The organism is Sinorhizobium sp. CB7, from assembly GCF_041357635.1.
Classification (GTDB): Bacteria; Pseudomonadota; Alphaproteobacteria; order Rhizobiales; family Rhizobiaceae; genus Rhizobium.
The window spans coordinates 1-23,039 of record NZ_JAULLL010000039.1; the positions used below are offsets into that span (position 1 = coordinate 1).

Sequence of the window (23,039 nt, forward strand, 5' to 3'; positions counted from 1 at the left end):
CGCCGTGCCGACGCACGGCGGCTGGATCCCTGTGACAAGCACAGGGAAGAGGGAGGTTGGGGGAGCGTCAACGCCAGACATCAATCCCCGAGACCCGTTGCAGCAGATGCCTTGTGATCGAATCCCGCGGCGCAGACGCCGTCGGCTGAGCTGACTTGATGAGGGCGGAAAGGCGCATCCCGGTGGTGACAGCAGGGAGACGCTTCGTTCAGCGGTAGCGCTCGCACCTACCGCGTCATCCCGGTCCTGGCCCTGGCGCTAAGCCGGGCTGTTACACCCTAGTGCTGCTTTTCATGGGACCGACTTTATTCGTGGATCATGCGGACATCCCCCGAAATCCAACAGTTAGAGCGGCTCCGCGTTCTGATCGAAACACTCATTGAGATTTTCAGGTCGCTTCGATGAAAGGTATCCGCCGCAATCTGTCATGCAAGCATCATAATCCCGCCATAGATCGTGCGACGGGGATATGAGGGCGAATCCGGAGCATCGATTGCTTCGCGAAATCGAAAACAAGCCGGGATGTCGTTTGATGCGGCGTTGCGAAGACGCCGCTTCAGCAAGGCTTTTTGAAAAAGAGGGATTTCCATGAAGAACTTCAATGAAATGACATCAAGACTAATTGCCGTATCGCTGGCAACGACGGCGCTCATGGCGCCTGTCGCCGCACTGGCCGACAATTCCGTCACGGTCGGCGGCGCCACACTCGTCAACAAGGGCCTGGTCGGCATCGGGCGCATCCCGTCCAACCAGCGCGACAAGTTCGGCGAGACCTTCGGCTCCGGCTCCGGCATGGCAATCGACCAGTCGAGCTGGACGCGTGACGGCAATACCTACAAAGGCTCGCTGTGGCTGCTGCCGGACCGCGGCTACAACGCGGTCGGCACGACCGACTATCGCCCGCGCCTCAACACCCTCAGCATCGAGTTTACGCCGACCGCTCCCGGTGCCACGCCTCCTGCCGGAAAGGAACAGTCCGGTGTTATGGCAAAGCTTGCCGACACTATGCTTCTGCTCGACGACAAGGGTTCCGACACGACCGGTCTTGATCCGCAGTCCGGTGTTCGCGCCGCAGCCGGCGACATGCCGCCGCTGCCTCAGGCCGTCAACGGCAAGGTCGCGCTCGACAATGAGGCGATCATCCGTCTGCCGGACGGCTCGATGTTCATCAGCGACGAATATGGTCCTTATATCTACCGCTTCTCCGCCGACGGCCGTCTGATGTCGGCAACGCAGCCGCCTAAGGCGCTGCTGCCCATGCGCAAGGCTACGCTGAACTTTGCTTCCAACAATCCCGGCCCCGGCGCCTCGGCACCCGATCCGAAGGATCCGGAGACCGGCCGGCAGAACAACCAGGGCCTTGAAGGCATGGCAATGACGCCAGACGGCAAGTTCGTGATCGCCGTCCTGCAGTCCGCCGCAAGACAGGAAGGCGGCGATTCCAGCGCCACCCGCCAGAATACGCGCGCCATGGTCTACGACGCCTCCGACCTCGCCCATCTGAAACTTGTGCACGAATACGTCGTGCCGCTGCCGGTCTTCGAGAATGCCAAGGGCAAGACGACGATTGCGGCTGAGAGCGAAATCGTGGCGCTCTCGGGCAACACCTTCCTGATGCTGTCGCGCGACAGCGGCAACGGCTCCATGCTGAAAGGCGACACCTCGCTCTACCGCAATATCGGCATCGTCGATCTGTCGGCCGCTACCGATATCGCCGGCACGGCCTTCGATGCCGATAAACCCGTTGCGCCGAAGGGCGTCGTCGATCCGTCCATCACACCGGCAACGCTGACGCCGTTCATCGACATGAACAACGCCACGGAACTTGCCCGCTTCGGTCTGCACAACGGAGCGCCGAACGATCGCAATAATCTCTCGGAAAAGTGGGAAGCTATGTCGCTTGCAAGCGTCAAGGATCCGAGCTTGCCGGACGACTACTTCCTGTTCGTCGCCAACGACAACGACTTCCTGACCCAGGATGGCTTCCAGGTGGGAGCGGCCTACAAGGCCGAAGACGGCGCCGACGTCGATACCATGTTCCAGGTCTATCAGGTCACACTCCTCGTGAGAAAATAAGCGTGATACGCCACTGCATGTTTCCTTAAATCGGGATCGATTTAAGGATAAAACATGCAGCAATTCAAAGTGCTACAGCGACCTTTGTGCGTCTGAAAGACGCACGGCGCTGTAAGGGCGGACGCGCTTGGAGCGCCGTGCGTTCGCCCGACCTTGACCTGTGCAGCCGGGGCCACGATAGCCGTCTGAAAATGAAGGAAGCGCGATCCACCCAACCGATGGAAACCTTCGATCCTGGGCGCCTACGAAAGTAGGTGGGCGCCGTGTGTCCGGACCCACGAGTCCGGCCAGGGACAGCTCCCTTAGGATCGGGTATGGCCCCGAGGATTCATTTGTTCCTGTCGGGAAGCGCAGACCGCAGCAGCACATATAGATGCATTCGCATCGCCTCGCCAGAGGGCGACAGCGGCTTGCGGCAATTTAACAGCAATTAATTAATTGAGTTCGGTGCCCGGCCTGGCTGTGAGTTTCTCGGTAATACCGCGAATGCGCATGGTCACCTCACCGAGAGCGGCGGCAAACGCCTCCTCGCTGCGCGTATTGGCCTCCAGCGCGGTGTCGCGATGGCTCCTGAGGTCTCGCAGTTCCGCTTCCACGCCCGCCAGCCTGCGCTGCAGCTCCGTGAGCTCGTCCATCACCATGATGCCGGACATGACGGTCAGACGCAGATCGCCGATCTCGCCGAACTGGCCCTTGAGATGGCTGACATAGCGGTCGAAGCGGGTGGCGAGATCGGTCAGGTGATCTTCCTGCCCTTCCTCGCAAGCCATGCGATAGGCCTTGCCGTCGATCATCACCGTTACCTGCGCCATCTGATCCGTCCTTACCGTCTGTTGATCGACCGTTTTACCGGTCGAGCACCGCGCGTATGGTCTCCATTGCCGTCACCAGGCGGCGCGAAACCTCCCGGTTGACCTCCTCCAGGCGATTGGCCCTAAATTCCGCCTGATCGAGCTCTTGCGCCAGCCGCGAGCGATCGGCATGCACCCGGCGGACCTCGCCTTCGACCTCGTTCTGCTCGCGTTCGCGTTCGAAACGCATGTCGATTGCGTTTTCCAGTGCCGAGACTGCCTGCCGCAGCTCGCTCAGCGCCGCATCCATCGTTTTGCCTGTGGGCATCATGTCTTTCCGGTTCCCCGCGCAAGACCCGAATCGTCGCATCCGGCTACATGTCTGATGTTTGACGATATGCAACTCCGCAAGTGCGCGTCAATAAAGGCGTATATATGCCGGGGAATCTAAGCTGTGGATGACCGGCACGACAGCCTTCTGTCACAAATCGGTCATTTGCGTAACGCGACGAGCAAATGTCGAAAAATCGTCGCAGGGGGCCCGGAACTGGGTCCGGATTGATTGACTTGCTCGCCCCAACTGCTATGTCTCAGCCCTCTCATCGGTGGTCTCGGAGGCTTGAGGCCATCCCCTTTCACCCGGAACCTGCGGTAGTGCCATGATCAATCGAGAAAAACATGACCGGATGGCAAATGCGATCCGTTTCCTTGCCATGGATGCAGTCGAAAAGGCCAATTCGGGCCACCCCGGTTTGCCGATGGGGATGGCAGATGTCGCCACTGTTCTCTTCACCAAATATCTGAACTTCGATCCGAAGAAGCCGCATTGGCCGAACCGCGACCGCTTCGTGCTGTCGGCCGGCCACGGCTCCATGCTCCTCTATTCGCTCCTCTACCTGACGGGCTACGAGGATATGTCGATCGAGGACCTGAAAAACTTCCGCCAGCTCGGCTCCAAGACCGCCGGCCATCCGGAATATGGCCACGCGACCGGCATCGAGACGACGACCGGCCCGCTCGGCCAGGGCATTGGCAATTCCGTCGGCATGGCGATCGCGGAGCGCAAGCTGCGCGAGGAATTCGGCTCGGAACTGCTCGACCATCATACCTATGTCATCTGCGGCGACGGCTGCCTGATGGAAGGCATCAGCCAGGAAGCAATCGCGCTCGCCGGTCACCTGAAGCTGAACAAGTTGATCCTTTTCTGGGACAACAACTCGATCACCATTGACGGCGCCGTGTCGCTGGCCGATTCCACCGACCAGGTCGCCCGCTTCAAGGCCGTTCACTGGAATACGATCGAGATCGACGGCCACGACCCGGAAGCGATCGCCGCAGCGATCGAAAAGGCCCAGACCTCGGACCGCCCGACATTGATCGCCTGCAAGACGATCATCGGCTTTGGCGCCCCGCACAAGCAGGGCACCCATAAGGTCCACGGCAGCCCGCTCGGCGCCGAGGAAATCGCCGCCACACGCAAGGCGTTGAACTGGGATTACGAACCCTTCGTCATTCCCTCCGACATTCTTGACGCATGGCGCGAGGCCGGCACCCGCTCGGTTCAGACGGCAAAGGATTGGGAAGGTCGCCTCGCAGCAGCGGAAGCCGGCAAGAAGGCTGAGTTCAGCCGCCGCTTCGCCGGTGAGCTTCCGTCCGGGTTCGACACCGCCATTGCTGACTACAAGAAGAAGCTCGCCGAGACCAAGCCAACCGTCGCGACCCGCAAGGCTTCCGAAGACGCGCTCGAAGTCATCAACGGCTTCCTGCCGGAGACGCTCGGCGGCTCGGCCGATCTGACGCCGTCGAACAACACCAAGACCAGCCAGATGATCTCGATCACGCCGACCGATTTCTCCGGCCGTTACATGCATTACGGCATCCGCGAGCACGGCATGGCGGCCGCCATGAACGGCATCTCACTGCACGGCGGCCTCATCCCCTACGGCGGTGGGTTCCTGATCTTCTCGGATTATTGCCGCCCGCCGATCCGCCTCTCCGCGCTGATGGGCATCCGCGTCATCCATGTACTGACGCATGACTCGATCGGCCTTGGCGAAGACGGTCCGACACATCAGCCGGTCGAACAACTCGCAGCCTTGCGTGCCGTTCCGAATCTGATGGTGTTCCGCCCGGCCGATGCCACCGAGACGGCGGAGTGCTGGCAGATTGCGTTGAAGCAGCAGCATCGTCCGTCTGCAATCGCTCTGACGCGCCAGAACCTGGCTCCCGCCCGCCTGGAATACAGCGAAAAGAACCTATGCACGCTCGGCGCCTATGAACTGGTCAGCGCCGACAATGCCAAGGTGACGATCTTCGCCACCGGCTCGGAAGTCGAGATCGCACTCGCCGCCCAGAAGACGCTGGCCGGCAAGGGTGTCGCCACCCGCGTTGTGTCGGTTCCCTGCGTCGAACTCTTTCAGGAGCAGCCGGAAGACTACCGCAAGGCAATCCTCGGCAACTCGCCGGTCAAGATTGCTGTCGAAGCCGCCGTGCGCGAAGGCTGGGACGCCTTCATCGGCACCGACGGCATCTTCATCGGCATGAAGAGCTTTGGCGCCTCGGGTCCCTATAAGGACCTCTACAAACATTTCGGCATCACCGCGGAGGCCGTCGTGGCCGCCGCCGAGGCCAAGCTTTGATAAGGCGCCTTCGGGCGCCTCTCATACCAGACCGCAAGCCGCTTTTTCATCGGGAGTAATGCAATGACTGTAAAGGTTGCCATCAACGGCTTTGGCCGCATCGGCCGCAACGTTCTGCGCGCAATCGTCGAATCCGGACGCACCGACATCGAGGTCGTGGCTCTCAACGACCTGGGCCCTGTCGAAACCAATGCACATCTGCTGCGCTACGACTCTATTCACGGCCGCTTCCCCGCCGAGGTCAAGGTCGAGGGTGACACGATTGTCGTCGGCGGCAGCAAGCCGATCAAGGTGACGGCGATCAAGGATCCGGCAACCCTGCCCCACAGGGAACTCGGTGTCGACATCGCGATGGAATGCACCGGCATCTTCACCGCGCGCGACAAGGCAGCCGCACACCTGACGGCCGGTGCCAAGCGCGTCATCGTCTCGGCTCCCGCCGATAACGCCGACCTCACCGTGGTCTACGGCGTCAACCATGACAAGCTGACGCGCGACCATCAGGTCATCTCCAACGCCTCCTGCACGACGAACTGCCTCGTTCCCGTCGTCAAGGTTCTGAATGACGCCGTCGGTCTCGATCATGGCTTCATGACCACGATCCACTCCTACACCAACGACCAGCCGTCGCTCGACCAGATGCACAAGGATCTGTACCGCGCCCGTGCTGCAGCACTTTCGATGATCCCGACCTCCACGGGTGCCGCCAAGGCCGTCGGCCTCGTGCTGCCGGAACTGAAGGGCAAACTCGACGGCACGTCGATCCGCGTTCCGACCCCGAACGTCTCGGTCGTCGACCTCAAGTTCGTCGCCAAGCGCACCACGACGGTTCAGGAAATCAACGAAGCCATCAAGTCCGCCGCCAACGGCGCGCTCAAGGGTGTTCTCGGCTACACGGAAGAGCCGCTCGTCTCGCGCGACTTCAACCACGATTCGCACTCATCGATCTTCGCGATCGATCAGACCAAGGTTCTCGAAGGCACCTTCGTCCGTATCCTCACCTGGTACGACAACGAATGGGGCTTCTCCAACCGCATGGCCGACACGGCCGTTGCCTTCGCCAAGCTCATCTGATCGCGTCTCACATCGAATTGCGAAAGCGGTCCGGCCTCCCGGGCCGCTTTTTTTTCATGCCCCTCATTGCCGAGAGCCGGATGATTTCAGGTCGAATCGACCTGAAATCTGAATCGGTCTCTCAATCAAAAGTGAGAGCGGGATCTTGTCGGCATCCTGCTCTGGACAAAATTCCATCTCCTTGATTTTTTCGGGATTCCGCCCTTCTCTTGTCCAGATTCGCCTATAGTTTTTTTATATAGATTTATTCCATATCGTTCCGTCCCCGATAGCCGTTTCGGCATCAGCAGCATGAAGCCGCAGCAAGGAGCCGTCAGCCCGTGCGGGCGACCGTGCTTTTTTCATTTCGAGGTTAGGCATATGCGGCCTACCCTTTCGATGAACTTTGCCGTTTACTGAAATAAGCGGAATGAGGTGGAGAGGACAGGAAGGCCGGGGGAAGCGGCGCGAAAGGGGAAGACGTGGAAGCATTCTATATCGTGGTCCTGGTTTGCACGGCGCTGGTGTTGCTTGCGGCATTCTCCAGCGTGCTCGCCTTCCGCTTCGGCGCTCCATTGCTGCTGCTCTTCCTGATGATCGGTCTGGCCGCCGGAACGGACGGTCTCGGAATCGAATTCAGGAATAATTACCTCGCCTATATCCTTGGCTCACTGGCGCTTGCCGTCATCCTCTTCGATTCCGGCTTCGGCACCTCCGTCCAGGCCTTCAAGCTTGCCGCCGTCCCCGCCCTGACGCTGGCCTCGGCCGGCGTGCTTCTGACTGCCGCGACCTTTGCAATCGCCGCGGCATGGCTTTTGAACATGACATGGCTGGAAGGGCTGCTGCTCGGCTCGATCGTCGCATCGACCGATGCCGCCGCTGTCTTCTTCCTGCTGCGCATCGGCGGCATCAATATCCGCGACAAGGTGCGCTCCACGCTGGAGGTGGAATCCGGCACCAATGATCCGATGGCGATCTTTCTCACCATCGCACTTGTCGAGGTGCTGGCAAGCGGCGAGCGCTACAGCGGCATCAACCTCGCCATGCTCGCAATGTTCATTCAAGAGATGGGCCTCGGCATTATTCTCGGCCTCCTCGGCGGCATGATGATCGTGCTGATTGCCGGTCGCCTCGAAACCGATCGCGGTCTGACGCCGATCTTTGTACTGGCGCTCGCCATGCTCGTCTTCTCGTTTACAGGCGCGGTCGGAGGCAGCGGCTTTCTTGCCGTCTACGTCGCAGGCATCTATGCCGGCAGCAGAAAGATACATGCGATCGGCACCATCAAGCGCTTTCAGGACGGCATGACATGGCTCAGCCAGATCATCATGTTCCTGGTGCTCGGCCTGCTGGCGACTCCCTCGCAGTTTCCGGTCATCATCGTGCCGGCCGTGCTTCTCGCGTTTTTCCTGATCTTCGTCGCACGGCCGATCGCCGTCTGGCTGTCGCTTTTGCCCTTCGACTACACGCAGCAGGAAACCGGCTTCGTCGCCTGGGTCGGCCTGCGCGGCGCGGTCTCCATCCTGCTTGCGATCATGCCGATTCTCGGCGGGCTGGAAAACGGCCAGATCTATTTCAACACCGCCTTCATCATCGTGCTCGTATCGCTGCTCGTCCAGGGCTGGACGATCAGGCCCATCGCCCGCAAGCTCGGCCTCATCGTCCCGCGGCGAATGGGCGCCGTCGACAAGGTCGAGATCGACCTGCCGGGTGCCGCCAACCATGAGCTGCTCTCCTATCGCGTCATCAAGGACAGTCCCGTGCTTTCCGGCGAGCGCATCCCGCGCTGGGCCACCCCTTCCCTCGTCATCCGCGACGGCAAGTCGATGCGTTACCAGTATGCTGGCCGGCTGAAGGAAAACGACCTCGTCTATCTCTTCATCACGCCCAGCTATTCGCGGCTCCTCGACCGGCTCTTCGCAAGCCGCGTCCCCGTCGATCCCGAAGACGCGGAATTCTTCGGCGCCTTTGCCCTGTCGCCTTCCCGCCCCGCAGCCGATCTCGATGCCGCCTATGGCCCCGGCCTCTTGAGCGAAGCGGAAAAGGGACTGACGATCGCCGAGCTCATGCGCCAGCGCCTCGGCGGCAAGGCCGACTACGCCGATCGGGTCCGCCTTGGCGAGATCATCCTGATCGTGCGCGATATCGACGAGAACGATCACATTGCCTCGGTCGGCATGTCGCTGGAGGCGGTCGAGCCGGCCATCACGCTGCCGATCTTCATCAATTTCCGGGACATGGCGCATCGGATCCGCGACGCTCTGCGCCGGCGTCGGCGTCATGAAACTGACACATCCGCTGAAGCGTCGCCGCCCCCTGGCGGGCATCAGGAAAAGGCGGGCGAAAAGGCGCGTTGAACGCCTTGCGTCTCGCCTCATCTTTAGTATGGTCGGCCCCACCTTTGTTCGACAACAATAGCGGATCTTCCCCATGGCAGCCTTCAAGACCCTTGACGATCTCCCCGACGTTACCGGCAAGCGCGTTCTCGTGCGTGTCGACCTCAATGTTCCGGTGACCGACGGCAAGGTGAGCGATACGACCCGCATCGAGCGCGTGGCTCCGACGATCCTCGAATTGTCGGGCAAGGGCGCCAAGGTCATCCTGCTCGCGCATTTTGGCCGGCCGAAGGACGGTCCTTCGCCGGATCTGTCGCTGTCTCTGATCGCGCCCGCAGTCGAGGAAGTACTGGATCATGCCGTGCTTGTTGCAGCCGACTGCATCGGCGAGAAAGCCGCTTCGGCCGTCGCTGCCATGAACAATGGCGATATCCTGCTTCTGGAAAACACCCGCTTCCACAAGGCCGAGGAAAAGAACGATCCGGAATTCACCAAGGCTCTCGCGGCCAATGGCGACATCTACGTCAACGACGCCTTCTCGGCTGCGCACCGTGCCCATTCCTCGACCGAAGGCCTCGCTCACCTTCTTCCCGCCTATGCCGGCCGCACAATGCAGGCCGAGCTGGAAGCGCTGGAAAAGGGCCTCGGTAAGCCGGCCCGCCCTGTCGTGGCGATCGTTGGCGGCGCCAAGGTGTCCACCAAGATCGACCTCCTGATGAATCTCGTGAAGAAGGTCGATGCGCTGGTGATCGGCGGCGGCATGGCCAATACCTTCCTCGCCGCGCGCGGCACTGATATCGGCAAGTCGCTCTGCGAGCATGACCTTGCCGAGACCGCAAAGCAGATCATGATCGAGGCCGCCACCGCAGGCTGCGCCATCATCCTGCCCGAGGATGGCGTCGTCGCCCGCGAATTCAAAGCGGGTGCTGAAAATAAGGTGGTCGCTATCGACGCCATCCCCGCCGATGCCATGGTGCTCGACGTCGGCCCGAAATCCGTTGAGGCAGTGAAGGCCTGGATCTCTCGCGCCGCGACCCTCGTCTGGAACGGCCCGCTCGGCGCCTTCGAGATCACCCCCTTCGACGCCGCGACCGTTGCGGCCGCCAAGCATGCGGCTGAATGCACGAAGTCCGGCAAGCTGACCTCGGTTGCCGGCGGCGGTGACACTGTCTCTGCGCTCAACCATGCCGGCGTCGCCGACGACTTCACCTATGTCTCGACCGCGGGCGGCGCCTTCCTCGAATGGATGGAAGGAAAGGAATTGCCCGGCGTTTCCGTTCTGAGCCAAGGTAAGTAGACCGTAACAGAACACGCCATCCCATTTCGATGATATGCGACCGAGGCGGATATCTCGCCGCGGTCTTTTGTTTTTGGTGGCCCATGTTTCGGGAATCATGCGGCAATTCAAAGTGTTGCAGCAACCTTTCTGCGTCTGCAAACGCACGGTGCTGTCGTGACAAAAACGTCAAAGTCAGAATTTTCGAACAAACTTTCAAACGATTGAATTCATTTCAATCGTTTCAATGACTTAGCCATACATTTTCCTTGCTATAAACTTCTGTTATCGGCGTTCTATATTAAATCCTGCCGACAGTTCTAATGCCGTGGAGAACGAAAATGAACGAACGACTTGAAGACATAGCCGTGCGTATGGTGGCGGATGGCCGGGGGCTCTTGGCCGCCGATGAATCCACCGCGACCATCAAGAAACGTTTCGACGTCATTGGTCTCGAATCGACCGAGACGAGTCGCAGGGACTACCGCGAGATGCTCTTCCGCGCCGACGAGGCGATGAAGAAGTACATTTCGGGCGTCATCCTCTACGAGGAGACACTGTTCCAGAAGGCCGCCGACGGGACGCCGTTCGTCGATATCATCCGCGCCGCCGACAGCATCCCCGGCATCAAGGTCGATACCGGCGCCAAGCCGATGGCCAAGTATCCGGGCGAGACAGTCACCGAAGGCCTCGATGGCCTCGCCGATCGTCTGGCGAAATATTACGAGGCCGGCGCGCGCTTCGCCAAGTGGCGCGGCGTGATCGCAATCTCCTCCAGCCTGCCGACGCGCGGCTCGGTCAAGGCCAACGCGCATGCCCTGGCACGCTACGCTGCCCTCTGCCAGGAAGCGAAGATCGTTCCGATCGTCGAGCCGGAATGCCTGATGGACGGCAAGCCGGGCGACCACAATATCGACCGCTGTGCGGAAGTGACCGAATCGGTCCTGCAGATCGTCTTCGAAGAACTGGCCGATGCCCGCGTCAGCCTCGAAGGCATGATCCTGAAGCCGAACATGGTGATCGACGGGAAGAACGCCCGCAAGGCGTCGGTGGAAGAAGTCGCCGAGCGCACGGTGCAGGTCCTGAAAAGAACCGTACCTTCCGCCGTTCCCGGCATCGCATTCCTCTCCGGCGGCCAGTCCACCGAGGAAGCGACGGCCCATCTCTCGGCCATCAATTCCGGCTTCACCCTGCCCTGGAAGGTCACCTTCTCCTACGGACGCGCGCTCCAGGACAGCGCACTGAAAGCCTGGGGCGGAAAGTCGGAAAACGTCGCCGCCGGCCAGCGCGAATTCAGCCATCGCGCCGAGATGAACAGCCTCGCCGCCAAGGGAAGCTGGAAGAAGGATCTCGAAAAGGCCGCCTGAGCCTGATCGCGTCAAAATCCGTGGCCCGGTCGCAAAAGCGGCCGGGCTTTTTTACTGCATGTTCAAAGTGCTACAGCGACCTTTGTGCGTCTGAACATGGTAGCGACAGTGGCAGGCACCTCTCGCAAAGCATGGCAAAGGGAGACGTTGCCGCTTGCACGATCGTCCCCTCGCCCCGCCTGCGGGGAGAGGGCTAGGGTGAGGGGCAAAACTCTCAGCGAATCCGAAGGCCGGAGATCCGGAATCCAATACAACGTGTCGTGTCGGACCTTTATTGTCATGGCGACAAGATTGCGCTTCGCTGCGGGCAAGTGCGTGGCTAATCATGATGGAGACATCGATCGGAGCCGTCATGAGCACGCTTTCCTATATCACCGTAGACGTTTTCACCTCTACTCGCTTCGAGGGCAATCCACTGGCCGTCATCACCGATGCGCGCGGCCTCGATGACGAGGCGATGCAGAGGATCGCAACCGAATTCAACTATTCGGAGGTGACCTTCGTGCTGCCGCCGGAAAATCCCGAAAATACGGCGCGCGTGCGCATCTTCACACCGACGATGGAAGTGCCCTTTGCCGGCCACCCAAACGTCGGCACTGCCTATGTGCTCGGCCAGCACAGCGAGATCTTCGGCCGTCCGATCGGTGACAAGCTTCGTTTCGAGGAGAAGGCCGGCCTCGTTGAAGTCGCGCTGAAGCGCACCGACGGACGTGTCACCGCCGCCTCGATCCGTGCACCGGAACCTCTCAGCATCGGCAGGAGCATTTCCGAGGCGGTGATCGCCCGTTGCGCTTCGATTGCGACGAGCGACGTCAAGACCAGCACGCACGCCCCCGTCTTCGCCTCTGTCGGCCTGGCCTTTGCCGTTGCCGAGTTGGATGGGCTGGAGGCCCTTGCCGCCGCACGCCCGAACCTTGCGCAATTTCAGGAAGCGATCGGCAGCCATCCGACAGGCAATCACGATCTTTCGCTCTTTCTTTACGTCCGCTTGCCCGACCGGCCCTGGTACATCCGCGCACGCATGTTTGCACCGCTCGACAACGTGACCGAGGATCCGGCCACCGGCAGCGCCTCCGCAGCCCTCGGCGCCTATCTGGTCTCGCTTCTCCCCGATGCCGATACGAAGATCGGCATCACCATCGAACAGGGTGTCGAAATGGGCCGCCGCAGCATCATCGAACTCGAGGTCATCAAGTCGAACGGCACGGTGACCGATGTGCTGATTTCCGGCAGCTGCGTTCCGGTCATGCGTGGTACGATGGAATATTAACCGCGGCACGCCCGGTAACGTCTGCGTGTGGAAGCGCCTTCGACTCTTGCCGGAGGAGCCACGCGCCCATCTTAGCCTCAGAATACCATCCTCGAGGCCATGCCATGAGCCGCTATGTGAAAACGTCCTACCCGCTCGACGAAATCCGCCGCCATCTCGAAACTGGTCCCATCGTCCTCGTCACGTCCAGATGGCAGGACCGCACCAATATCATGACCATGGGCTGGCATATGGTGATGCAGTTCTATCCAGCCTTGTTCTGCTGCTATATCTGGGAAGGCAATCACAGCTACCACATGATCCGCAACGCCCGCGAATGCGTCATAAACGTTCCGACCGTCGATCTTGCGGAGAAAGTGGTGGCCGTCGGCAACAGCACCGGATCCAGTCTCGACAAATTCGCCGCCTTCGACCTGACGCCGGTCACAGCCAGCCAGGTCGATGCCCCTCTGATCGACGAGTGCTACGCCAATTTCGAATGCCGGCTTTCCGACGACAGTCAGATTGACCGCCACGGTCTCTTCATCTGGGAGGTGGTCGAGGCACACGTCGCGACTTCGCTCAAGGAGCCGAAGACGATGCACTATCGCGGCCGCGGCGAATTCATGACCGCCGGACCGACAATCGATCTCAGCGAAAGCTTCAAGCCGCAGAACCTGTAATCCCTACTGCATGTCTCGCAAAAAGTGTGCAGGGGTTTTGCGGCAACGACATGCATGAAAACAATAGCCTAAAGCCTGTCGCGTGAATCTCTTTTCACGCGACGGGCTTTAAGGCCGGATCAGCACGACCAGCATGGTCATCGCAAAGGCAAATGCGCCGATCTTCCAGAAATCGACGCGCCGTCTCAACCCTGGCAGTCCGAGCGGTCGGACGATCTGAACCGCCATCGCGAGCAGCAGAAGAACTGCTATCAACTTTGTCATGGCGGTCCCTATATTCCCAATCGGCCATATAGCGGACATTTTTGCCCGCCAACACGAAAATCCTCCAAGCCGTTACTGGCATTCCTGAACGCAATCAACATCCAATCCTTGGTGGGGTAATCACCTGCCTTATCTGATTTTTAAGCTGAAACAGCCGAGAATGGGGAAATGAAAAGAAATCTGCTGTCAGTTCTCGCACTCCTCTTTGGTACGCTTTTCCTCTTCATGGGCAATGGCTTGCACGGGCTGCTTCTTCCGGTCCGAGGCACCGCCGAAGGATATGCGACGACCACTCTCGGCCTGCTCGGCACCTCGTGGGCGACAGGCTTTGTGATCGGCTGCCTGGTCGCACCGAAGCTGGTGCGCCGCATCGGTCATGTGCGCGCCTTCTCGGGTTTCATCTCCATTATCGCCATCATCTGCCTTTTCACCGGCATCATCGTCGATCCCTTCTGGTGGGTGTTGCTGAGAGCTGCGACAGGGTTCTGCACGGCGGGAACATCGATGATCATCGAAAGCTGGCTGAACGAGCGGGCGACCAACGAAAGCCGCGGCGCGATCTTTTCCTTCTACATCGGGATCACGCTTCTCGGCGTTGTCGGCGGGCAGATGATGCTTCCGGTCGCCGATGTCCGAACGCCGCTGCTCTTCATGATCTGCGGCATCTTCTATTGCATCGCCATGCTGCCGACGACACTGTCGACCGCCGCTTCGCCGCAGCCGCTGAAGGCCGTCAAACTCGACCTGCCCGCGCTCTATCGCAACTCGCCGGTCTCGTGCCTCGGCATCTTGCTCGTCGGTATCGCCAATGGCGCCTATGGCACGCTCGGCGCCGTCTTTGGCGCCGGCGCCGGGCTTTCGGAGACCAACATCGCCATCATGATGAGTTCGACGATCTTTGCCGGCGCCGTCATGCAGCTGCCGGCGGGACGGCTTTCAGACCGGGTCGACCGCCGCTATGTGCTCGCCGCCATGGCTGCGATCGCCACCCTGGCGGGCGTGCTGATCTTCGTGCTGCACCCGACCACGCCCGTGCTGCTCATCGGTCTCGTCATCCTCTATGGCGCAGTCGCCAACACCCTCTATCCGATCGCCGTCGCCCACGCCAACGACTTCGCGGCCGCCGAGGACTTCGTCAAGGTCTCAGGCGGCCTGCTGCTGCTTTACGGCATCGGCACAATCATCGGCCCGACGCTTGGGGGTCCAGTCATGTCGATTATTGGGCCGCATGCGCTGTTCTTCGTCACCGCTTGCGCACATCTGCTGATCACCGCCTATGCGATCTTCCGCAGCCGCCAGCGCGCCGCAATTCCGGCCGGCGACCGCGAGGCCTTCACCACCATTCCCACGGCGAATGCGCAAACGATCACGCCAGAGAGCATGTCACTCGCATCTCCTTCAAGCAACCCTCTACCGGAATCGGGCGATTCGGAGGTAAAATACGGTTGACCGCTGCGCATTGCTGCGCGTGGCCGACGCAATCGCTGGAGGAAGAAGGATGAGCTATTCTGACGATGACAGGCCGCAAAGATCGGTACCCTACGAACTCGGCGGCGACATTTCGACGCTTTCGGTCGACGAGTTGAAGGAGCGGATCGCGCTTCTGAAGACGGAGATAGAAAGGCTGGAAGCCGAAGCCGACAGGAAGGCGTCCCGCCGGCGCGCCGCCGAAAACCTGTTCCGATTGTAAGCCGGAAACAAGACGAAAGTCTTAAATCAGGACGCGAATTAACGAAATATTAAGCTTTATAAGATATTACCTATGCTATCCAGAGCTCTTCTGGACTCAGACAGTTTCTCCTCGTGACGAATTGGTCTGATTTTCTCCCTGTTTTACCTTGAGAGCCGCTTTTGCGGCTCTTCTTTTTGCCTGCCGTCAGGGTCTCCACGAAACTGTGGAGATTAACCCTTTCTTAAGATATGGCTTGCGCATTTAGGCTAAAAATACCATCCTGAAGCCACAAGAACGGCGCTGGAAACCTTACCAATCAACCGGCGTTACCTGAATAAGTGATGCGTAGAACAGGGAATATTCTGAATGTCGGAACTCGGATTGAATACGATCAGTTTTGCAGGACGGGCTGCGGCATCCACGCAGTTCAAGACCCTGTATTCCGAAGGAATGACGCTCGTTGAAGAAACCGCGAGCTACCTCGACGGCCAGGGCCGCGCTGCCTCGAAGGTATTGCCGCGCATGGCTTCCGTGCTCTACGCCGCGGAATCGATGCGTTTGACCACCCGGCTGATGCAGATGGCATCCTGGCTGCTGCTGCAGCGCGCCGTCAACAATGGCGAAATGTCGCGCGATCAGGTCATGACAGAAAAGAGCAAGGTTCGCCTTGACGGTTTCAATGTCGACCGTAACGCGCCTGGCTGGAACGATCTGCCGGAATCCTTCCGCGATCTCGTCGAACGCTCTCTCCGCCTGCAGAACCGCATCGCCCTGCTCGACCGCGAAATCTATCGTCCGGCGGAAGCGCCGATCGTTCCCGACAATCAGAACAGCGTTCAGGCGCAGCTCCACCTGCTGCAGACAGCGTTCGGAAAGAATTAAATCGATCCGATATATCTTCGTGAGAAAACCGGTGGCGCCAAACGCCGCCGGTTTTTTCTTGACCAAATGACGCGTAGAAAGTCCAGTAGACACCTGACTTCATGAGGGTGCGACCGGAAAGCGCATCACTCTTCCCCTCATCAAGCCAGTTCAACCGCAACGGATTCCGGGGATTGCTGTTTGGCTGTGCACCTTCCCCACCCTCCCTCACCAAGTCAGTTTATGCAGAGTGAGGAGCCGCCCTTGCTCCAAGTACCGCTTGGCATATTGGAAACGGCAGAGCCTTTATCGAGCCACGCGTATTTCGGAGGCAGTTGTTTGACGGGAAAGCCTCCCCGACCTCCCTCTTCCCTGTGCTCGTCACAGGGATCCAGCCGCCGTGCGTCGGCACGGCGAAAAGACTCCTGCCGGTGCCAATCGTAGGAAGACTCATCTTGCGCCACTCTTCAACATGAAGGGTTACGTCTACATCCTTGCCTCGAAGAAGCGAGTCATTCGCGCCGTGGACACGGCGCCGCTGGATTCCTGTGACGAGCACAGGAAAGAGGGCGCGCGCAGGGAGCCTCTGCGCCAGACAACTGCCTTTGAATTGTAGGAGGCCCGGCATCGGCTTTCGGCACTACCGACATGTCTGATCGCCTGTCGGACATGCAGGCAATAAAAAAGCCCGGCTGAACCGGGCTCTTTCCAAATGCCTGGAACGACAGGCGATCAGAGGCCGAGGCCGCCGAAGCGCTTGTTGAACTTGGAAACGCGGCCGCCGCGGTCGACGAGCTGCTGGTTGCCGCCGGTCCATGCCGGATGCGACTTGGAGTCGATTTCAAGGTTCATGACAGCGCCTTCCGAACCCCAGGTCGAACGGGTTTCGTATTCGGTGCCATCGGTCATGACCACCTTGATCACGTGATAGTCGGGATGGATGTCTGCCTTCATAACAATCTTCCTGCGATGCCAGGGTCCATTTGTCGCAAATGGTTGCGGCAACCGAACCGATTGAATAAATGAAGCCGCAGTCCGCTTGAGGCTACGGCTTCCCATTAAGATGCCGTGCCTATACATGAAGGGCTCGCGGATAACAAGGGCTACTGCAGGGTTCCTCAAATCGGAACTGATTTAAGGATAAAGCCATGCGGCAAGTCAAAGTGTTACAATGCCCTTTGTTATATGGCACATGGCGCCGTAAGGCACCAAACCGTGGAAGCTACAGGGATCGGAAGCGATTTGTCGGAAACAGGCCGGACTGAAGAAAAGAAACAACGTTCCATCAAGCCGCTGGCAAGACTGATGCCTTACGTTCTGCGCTATCGCCGCATCGTGGCGTGCGCTCTCGTTTCGCTGGCGCTTGCAGCGATCACATCGCTCGCGCTGCCGCTTGCCGTGCGCCGGATGATCGATCATGGTTTCAGCCAGTCGGACAGCACCTTCATCGACAGCTATTTCGCCATGCTGCTGGTCATGGCCGTGGTGCTCGCCGTCGCCAGCGCCATGCGCTACTATTTCGTCATCATGCTCGGCGAGCGCATCGTCGCGGATCTGCGCCGCGAGGTCTTTGGCCATGTGACGCGGCTCTCGCCTTCCTTCTTCGACGTCAACCAGTCCGGCGAGATCGTCTCGCGGCTGACGGCGGACACAACGCAGATCAAATCCGCAGTCGGCGCTACGGCTTCCGTCGCGCTGCGCAACATGATTCTCTGTCTTGGCGCTATGGGCATGATGATCGTGACCTCGCCGAAGCTTTCGAGCATCGTTCTCGGCGCCATCCCGTTGATCGTCTTCCCGCTGGTCGCCTTCGGCCGCTCCGTGCGCAAACGGTCGCGCGCCGCACAGGACACGCTCGCAGAAGCGTCCGCCTTCGCCAATGAAACCATCGCCGCCACTCGCACCGTCCAGGCCTTCAACGGCGAGGATGCTGCAAGCGGGCGCTACGGCGACGCGGTCGAGGACGCCTTTGCGGCCGCCCGTGCCGCCATCCGTTCCCGAGCGCTGCTGACCGGTGTCGCGATAAGCCTGGTCTTCGGCAGCGTCGTCGCCGTCCTCTGGGTCGGGGCTCAGAGCGTACTTGCCGGCACGCTCTCGCCTGGCACGCTCGGCCAATTCCTGCTCTATTCCGTGATCGCCGCGGGATCCCTCGGGGCGCTCTCCGAGGTCTGGGGGGAACTGTCGCAGGCAGCAGGTGCTGCCGATCGTCTGACGGAGCTCCTGGATGAGGTTTCGCCGATCGCCGCTCCCGCCAAACCTGCAGCCCTGCCGCAGCCGGCCCAAGGCCGGGTCGAATTTGCCGATGTGCATTTCGCCTATCCCTCGCGACCGGAGAAATCAGCCCTGCACGGGCTTTCCTTCAATATTTCGCCTGGCGAAACCATCGCCATCGTCGGCCCCTCAGGCGCCGGAAAGAGCACCGTATTCTCGCTGCTGCTGCGCTTCTACGACCCTCAGCAGGGTGCCGTTACGATAGACGGCGTCGACGCCAGATCCGTGGCACCGGACGATCTGCGTGAACGCATCGCCATCGTACCGCAGGACGTCACGATCTTCGCCGCCTCCATCCATGACAATATCGCCTTCGGCAGGCCCGATGCCTCACGCGACGAGGTCAGGGCGGCTGCAATCGCCGCACAGGCAGACGAATTCATATCGAGGCTCGACAAGGGCTACGATACAGAAGTCGGCGAACGCGGCGTGACACTGTCCGGCGGCCAGCGGCAACGCATCGCGATCGCCCGAGCCATCCTGAAGAATGCGCCCATCCTGCTTCTCGATGAGGCGACCTCGGCGCTCGATGCCGAAAGCGAGACGCTTGTCCAGAAAGCACTGGACGGGCTGATGGAGGCGCGCACGACGATCGTCATCGCCCATCGTCTTGCGACCGTGCTCAAGGCCGATCGCATTCTCGTCATGGACCATGGGCGCATCGTCGAGGAAGGCACGCACCAGAGCCTGATCCACCACGGGGGCATCTACGCCCGCCTCGCCCGGCTGCAATTCGAGACGGGTGCGGAGGAATTCCGCCTTGCGGCCGGCAAATGAGTGACATTTTTGACTGATGACAACCGACGCGGACTCATAATAGAATTTTCGCGCTATCGGCAGTGATGGCTCACTTGGAGGACGAAATACATGTATAAATTCGAAGTCTACAAGGACAAGGCCGGCGAATTCCGTTTCCGCTTCAAGGCCTCGAACGGCGAAACCATGTTCGTTTCCGAAGGTTACAAAGCGAAAGCCTCGGCCATCAACGCAATCGAATCCATCAAGAAGAACGCTCCTGGCGCGGGCACCGACGACCAGACCGCAAGCGCGGTGGCCTGAACCGCACTGAATCGGCAAGCCGTTTTCGGCCTGTCGCAGCACAATGTTTCATAAGCCCGACACACCCGGTCGGGCTTTTTTGACTCTCTAGCCCCGTATCGCCATGTTCGAGTGGCCATTGATGTCGACATGGATCCGGTCGCGGCCGGCAAGCTTGGCGCCGTAGAGAGCGAGATCCGCCCGGCGATAGACGTCGGAGGTCAGGTCGCTCTTGCGGGCAAGGGCCAATCCGCGGAAAACGTATAGCCGAATTCGGGCGCTTCCGTCAGCGGCCTCGCTGGCCGAGAACTGATCGCCATGAGACACGACACTTGACTAAAGTCTGATCCTGTCGCGACCGCCAACCATTGTTAGCGAAAAATATCACGCTACTCTTATAGGCCCGGCACATCGATGCCGGGCTTTTGCTTTTGGATATTGTGGGAGGACATTCGGATGGCATTTTTTCAGGTAACGCGGCGAACGGGCCTTGCACTCGGCCTCGGGCTGCTTTCAGCTCTCGCTCTCGGTGGCCCCTCGTCCGCGGCGGACTTTCCGGACCGCGCGATCACCATGGTCGTCCCCTTTGCCGCCGGCGACTCGACGGACGTCGTCGCCCGCATCATTGCCCAGAAGATGTCCGAGGATCTTGGCCAGCAGGTGATCGTGCAGAATGTTGCCGGCGCTGGCGGCAATCTCGGCGCCGGCAATGTCGCAAGGGCCGAGCCTGACGGCTACACGATCCTGATGGGCACAGTCGCGACCCACGCCTTGAACCCCCTGATCCTCAAATCCACGCCTTACGACCCCGAGAAGGATTTCGCGCCCGTGTCGCTGCTGGTGATCGTCCCGAACGTGCTGGTCGTCAATCCGGAGCTGCCGGCGAAGAATGTTCGGGAACTGCTTGCCCTGTTGAAGGCAGAGCCCGACAAATACAGCTACGCCTCCTCCGGCAACGGTACGCCGCTGCATCTTTCCGGCGAGCTCTTCAAGAGCATGGCCGGCGTCAACATGCAGCATATTCCCTATAAGAGTGCAGGTCCGGCGCTCAATGATGTCATCGGCAACCAGGTGCCGATCATGTTCGACAATCTTCCCTCCTCCTCCGGCCATATCAAGGCAGGAACCTTGCGCGCACTCGCGGTGACGACGGCCAAGCGCGCGCCCTCCTTCCCGGACCTTCCGACCATCGCGGAGTCAGGCATTCCGGGCTACGAGACCTATACCTGGAACGCGCTCTTTGCGCCGGCCAACACGCCGGCCGACGTCGTCGCCCGCCTGAATGCCTCCGCCAATAAGGCCCTGACGGATCCTGCCGTCATCGAGAGGATGAAGGAGTTCAGCGCGACGATCGTCGGCTCCACGCCCGAGGAGCTCGCCGCCCATGTGAAAGCGGAGCTCGCCAAATGGGGTCCCGTCGTCAAGGGCGCCAACATCCAGATGGAGTGAGAATAGCGGCGATTGCAGACTGCTTCAAATGCCGGCGCGGGGGTTCCGCGCCGGCATTTGCGTGCGAAATTTTGATATTCTTCCGTGGCTCTGTCGAAATCGGCCCGCATCGCGACTCATTGTATCGGAACGGCTGGTAGAACCGCTCCCCCGAACCGTTGCCGCCGTGTGAAATTAATTCTTAGATACGGCGCGGCCGGGATTAACGCCAACCATGCGATCAGGAGTCCATCCCATGCAATATGCTCTCATCATTCGTGAATCCGCAGCCGATTTTGAACGCCGTAGCGACCCCGAATACAAGGCGGGCTGGGTTGCCTATACCCAGGCTCTCGTACAAGCTGGCATCATGACCGGCGGCGCCGGACTGACGGCACCTGATACCGGGACCGTGCTGCGCCGCCGCGGCGAGGATCATGACGTGCAGGACGGCCCCTACCCGGAAGGCAAGGAGCAACTGGGTGGTTTCTATCTGATCGAGGTTCCCGATCTCGACACCGCTCTGGAATGGGCGACCCGCGTTCCGATTTCCCAGCAAGGTTCGGTCGAGGTTCGCGCCCGTCTCGTGATCTGAGACGGCACTATGAGCCAGGAAGCACAGCGCGCCGCCGAGCGGGTGGCGCGTCAGTCGTACGGAAAGCTTATCGCCTTTCTCGCCGCCCGCTCGCGCGATGTCCCGGCAGCCGAAGATGCTCTTTCGGATGCCCTCGCCGCTGCGCTGCGGACCTGGCCTGACAAAGGGGTTCCCGATAATCCCGAGGCCTGGCTTCTCGTTGCGGCAAGGCGCAATCTCTTTGCCCAAACCCGGCACCGGCATGTGCAGGACGCCGCTCGCGATATCCTCGTCATGGCGGTCGAAGAGGCAGAGGATTGCATGAGTGCAGACACGGGCGATATCTTCCCGGACGAGCGGATAAAGCTCCTCTTTGCCTGTACCCACCCCGCCCTCGATGGCTCGGTGCACACGCCGCTGATGCTTCAGACGGTTCTGGGGCTCGATGCGCGCAGCATTGCCCGCGCCTTCGTCATCTCGCCGGAAGCGATGAGCCAAAGGCTCGTGCGTGCGAAGACGAAGATTCGCGACGCGGGCATACCCTTCTCGATCCCTGATACGGATGCACTGCCATCCCGCCTGTCGGCCGTGCTCTCGGCCGTCTATGCAGCTTACGGCCTCGGTTGGGACGGGCTGGACGGCGAGGACAGCAAGCGTAATGCGCTTGCCGAGGAGGCCATATGGTTGGGCCGCGCGGTTCTTTCGACACTGCCCCGGGAGCCGGAAGCGATCGGGCTGCTTTCGCTGATGCTCTACTGCGAGGCACGCCGCAACGCCCGGCGGGATGGCGACGGCGCCTATGTTCCGCTCGATGAACAGGATCCCGACCGATGGAATGCGGTGATGATCGCCGAAGCCGACAGCCTCCTGCGCAAGGCCGGCACCTTCAACCGCTTCGGGCGGTTCCAGTGCCAGGCTGCCATCCAATCCGTCCATGCCGCGCGGCGACTGACAGGAAAGACCGATTGGCCCGCTTTGGTAACCTTCTACGACGCCCTCGTCCTGATGATGCCGACGCTCGGCGCACTGGTCAGTCAGGCTGCCGTGATCGGACGGGCTGAGGATGCTGCGGCGGGCTTGCGCCACCTGGACAGGATGAACCAGCGCGAGATCGTCAGCTACCAGCCCTATTGGGCGGTGCGCGCGCATCTTCTGACCGAGGCTGGCGATCACGCGGCCGCAGTCGCCGCCTACAACAACGCGATTGGCCTCAGCGAAAGCCCGGCGGTTCGCCGCTTCCTCTATGACCGTATGCTTGCCGCCAAGGCTTATGCGCAGGGAAGTTGTTCGTCTTGATGCGTGAGAGAAGCGGCTTTCCGTGAAGGGCGTGAGGGATGGCGCATGGGGCAAACCCGCAAATTGCGTCAACCCAGTGGCAGTTGTCTGGCGTCGGTGCTCCCAATACGCCCTCATCAAGTCAGTTTATGCTGGGTGAGAGCCGCCCGTGCTCCGATTACCGCT

General features: G+C 60.5%; 22 protein-coding genes and 1 other RNA gene. 16 read left to right on the plus strand and 7 right to left on the minus strand.

Going from position 1 to position 23,039, the window contains the following annotated elements:
• Positions 1-425 precede the first annotated feature (425 nt).
• Positions 426-653, minus strand: coding sequence for a hypothetical protein (locus AAE029_RS35515; RefSeq protein WP_371077661.1), 228 nt, complete (start codon positions 651-653; stop codon positions 426-428).
• On the opposite strand from AAE029_RS35515, the gene AAE029_RS35520 reads away from it, so the two are divergent.
• Complete coding sequence (locus AAE029_RS35520) at positions 589-2,076, plus strand: esterase-like activity of phytase family protein (protein ID WP_371077641.1); 1,488 nt, start codon at positions 589-591, stop codon at positions 2,074-2,076. The genes AAE029_RS35515 and AAE029_RS35520 overlap by 65 nt on opposite strands.
• A gap of 200 nt (positions 2,077-2,276) precedes the next feature.
• On the opposite strand, the gene ssrS is transcribed toward AAE029_RS35520, so the two are convergent.
• The 3 genes from ssrS to AAE029_RS35535 all read right to left on the minus strand — a co-directional run bounded on the left by ssrS (position 2,277) and on the right by AAE029_RS35535 (position 3,198).
• A non-coding RNA gene (ssrS, locus tag AAE029_RS35525) (6S RNA) lies at positions 2,277-2,436 on the minus strand.
• Between the two features lie 74 nt (positions 2,437-2,510).
• Positions 2,511-2,888, minus strand: a complete 378-nt coding sequence (locus tag AAE029_RS35530; protein ID WP_371077642.1) for a cell division protein ZapA — start codon at positions 2,886-2,888, stop codon at positions 2,511-2,513.
• A 34-nt stretch (positions 2,889-2,922) separates the two neighbouring features.
• Positions 2,923-3,198, minus strand: coding sequence for a DUF4164 domain-containing protein (locus tag AAE029_RS35535; RefSeq protein WP_371077643.1), 276 nt, complete (start codon positions 3,196-3,198; stop codon positions 2,923-2,925).
• A 328-nt stretch (positions 3,199-3,526) separates the two neighbouring features.
• On the opposite strand from AAE029_RS35535, the gene tkt reads away from it, so the two are divergent.
• From tkt to AAE029_RS35570, 7 genes are all read left to right on the plus strand, one after another.
• Positions 3,527-5,506 (plus strand): transketolase, encoded by a 1,980-nt coding sequence (gene tkt, locus AAE029_RS35540; protein WP_371077644.1) that lies wholly within the window; start codon positions 3,527-3,529, stop codon positions 5,504-5,506.
• Positions 5,507-5,569: 63 nt separating this feature from the next.
• Entirely contained in the window at positions 5,570-6,580 is a 1,011-nt protein-coding gene (gap, locus tag AAE029_RS35545; RefSeq protein WP_371077645.1) for a type I glyceraldehyde-3-phosphate dehydrogenase, read from the plus strand.
• Positions 6,581-7,041: 461 nt separating this feature from the next.
• Entirely contained in the window at positions 7,042-8,916 is a 1,875-nt protein-coding gene (locus AAE029_RS35550; RefSeq protein WP_371077646.1) for a potassium/proton antiporter, read from the plus strand.
• 73 nt (positions 8,917-8,989) lie between these two features.
• Positions 8,990-10,192, plus strand: a complete 1,203-nt coding sequence (gene pgk, locus AAE029_RS35555; RefSeq protein WP_371077647.1) for a phosphoglycerate kinase — start codon at positions 8,990-8,992, stop codon at positions 10,190-10,192.
• Positions 10,193-10,512: 320 nt separating this feature from the next.
• On the plus strand, positions 10,513-11,538 hold the full coding sequence (locus AAE029_RS35560) for a class I fructose-bisphosphate aldolase (RefSeq protein WP_371077648.1): 1,026 nt from the start codon (positions 10,513-10,515) through the stop codon (positions 11,536-11,538).
• Between the two features lie 352 nt (positions 11,539-11,890).
• Positions 11,891-12,808, plus strand: coding sequence for a PhzF family phenazine biosynthesis protein (locus AAE029_RS35565; RefSeq protein WP_371077660.1), 918 nt, complete (start codon positions 11,891-11,893; stop codon positions 12,806-12,808).
• A gap of 104 nt (positions 12,809-12,912) precedes the next feature.
• Entirely contained in the window at positions 12,913-13,470 is a 558-nt protein-coding gene (locus tag AAE029_RS35570) for a flavin reductase family protein (protein WP_371077649.1), read from the plus strand.
• Between the two features lie 108 nt (positions 13,471-13,578).
• On the opposite strand, the gene AAE029_RS35575 is transcribed toward AAE029_RS35570, so the two are convergent.
• Positions 13,579-13,734: a hypothetical protein gene (locus AAE029_RS35575; RefSeq protein WP_371077650.1), complete on the minus strand. Its 156-nt coding sequence runs from the start codon at positions 13,732-13,734 to the stop codon at positions 13,579-13,581.
• Between the two features lie 168 nt (positions 13,735-13,902).
• Between AAE029_RS35575 and AAE029_RS35580 the strand changes: the two genes are divergently transcribed.
• The 3 genes from AAE029_RS35580 to AAE029_RS35590 all read left to right on the plus strand — a co-directional run bounded on the left by AAE029_RS35580 (position 13,903) and on the right by AAE029_RS35590 (position 16,288).
• Positions 13,903-15,183, plus strand: coding sequence for an MFS transporter (locus AAE029_RS35580; protein ID WP_371077651.1), 1,281 nt, complete (start codon positions 13,903-13,905; stop codon positions 15,181-15,183).
• A 49-nt stretch (positions 15,184-15,232) separates the two neighbouring features.
• The gene (locus AAE029_RS35585; RefSeq protein ID WP_371077652.1) at positions 15,233-15,424 is read left to right on the plus strand and encodes a DUF1192 domain-containing protein; all 192 of its coding nucleotides are present in this window, start codon (positions 15,233-15,235) and stop codon (positions 15,422-15,424) included.
• A gap of 348 nt (positions 15,425-15,772) precedes the next feature.
• A complete protein-coding gene (locus tag AAE029_RS35590) occupies positions 15,773-16,288 on the plus strand; it encodes a DUF1465 family protein (protein WP_371077653.1) in 516 nt (171 codons plus the stop codon).
• A gap of 711 nt (positions 16,289-16,999) precedes the next feature.
• Here the strand turns inward: AAE029_RS35590 and rpmE are convergent.
• Complete coding sequence (gene rpmE / locus AAE029_RS35595) at positions 17,000-17,221, minus strand: 50S ribosomal protein L31 (protein WP_092586864.1); 222 nt, start codon at positions 17,219-17,221, stop codon at positions 17,000-17,002.
• 231 nt (positions 17,222-17,452) lie between these two features.
• On the opposite strand from rpmE, the gene AAE029_RS35600 reads away from it, so the two are divergent.
• Together AAE029_RS35600 and AAE029_RS35605 are read left to right on the plus strand one after the other, a co-directional pair.
• Positions 17,453-19,315 carry an ABC transporter transmembrane domain-containing protein gene (locus AAE029_RS35600; RefSeq protein ID WP_371077654.1) on the plus strand — a complete coding sequence of 621 codons (1,863 nt, stop codon included), beginning with the start codon at positions 17,453-17,455 and terminating at the stop codon, positions 19,313-19,315.
• A 90-nt stretch (positions 19,316-19,405) separates the two neighbouring features.
• The gene (locus AAE029_RS35605) at positions 19,406-19,597 is read left to right on the plus strand and encodes a YegP family protein (RefSeq protein ID WP_371077655.1); all 192 of its coding nucleotides are present in this window, start codon (positions 19,406-19,408) and stop codon (positions 19,595-19,597) included.
• 87 nt (positions 19,598-19,684) lie between these two features.
• On the opposite strand, the gene AAE029_RS35610 is transcribed toward AAE029_RS35605, so the two are convergent.
• The gene (locus AAE029_RS35610) at positions 19,685-19,903 is read right to left on the minus strand and encodes a hypothetical protein (RefSeq protein ID WP_371077656.1); all 219 of its coding nucleotides are present in this window, start codon (positions 19,901-19,903) and stop codon (positions 19,685-19,687) included.
• Between the two features lie 129 nt (positions 19,904-20,032).
• Here AAE029_RS35610 and AAE029_RS35615 point away from each other — a divergent pair, with 129 nt between their 5' ends.
• The 3 genes from AAE029_RS35615 to AAE029_RS35625 all read left to right on the plus strand — a co-directional run bounded on the left by AAE029_RS35615 (position 20,033) and on the right by AAE029_RS35625 (position 22,874).
• Positions 20,033-21,025 (plus strand): Bug family tripartite tricarboxylate transporter substrate binding protein, encoded by a 993-nt coding sequence (locus AAE029_RS35615; RefSeq protein ID WP_371077657.1) that lies wholly within the window; start codon positions 20,033-20,035, stop codon positions 21,023-21,025.
• A gap of 235 nt (positions 21,026-21,260) precedes the next feature.
• Positions 21,261-21,599 carry a YciI family protein gene (locus AAE029_RS35620; protein ID WP_371077658.1) on the plus strand — a complete coding sequence of 113 codons (339 nt, stop codon included), beginning with the start codon at positions 21,261-21,263 and terminating at the stop codon, positions 21,597-21,599.
• A gap of 9 nt (positions 21,600-21,608) precedes the next feature.
• Positions 21,609-22,874, plus strand: a complete 1,266-nt coding sequence (locus AAE029_RS35625; RefSeq protein WP_371077659.1) for an RNA polymerase sigma factor — start codon at positions 21,609-21,611, stop codon at positions 22,872-22,874.
• The last annotated feature ends 165 nt before the right edge of the window (positions 22,875-23,039 follow it).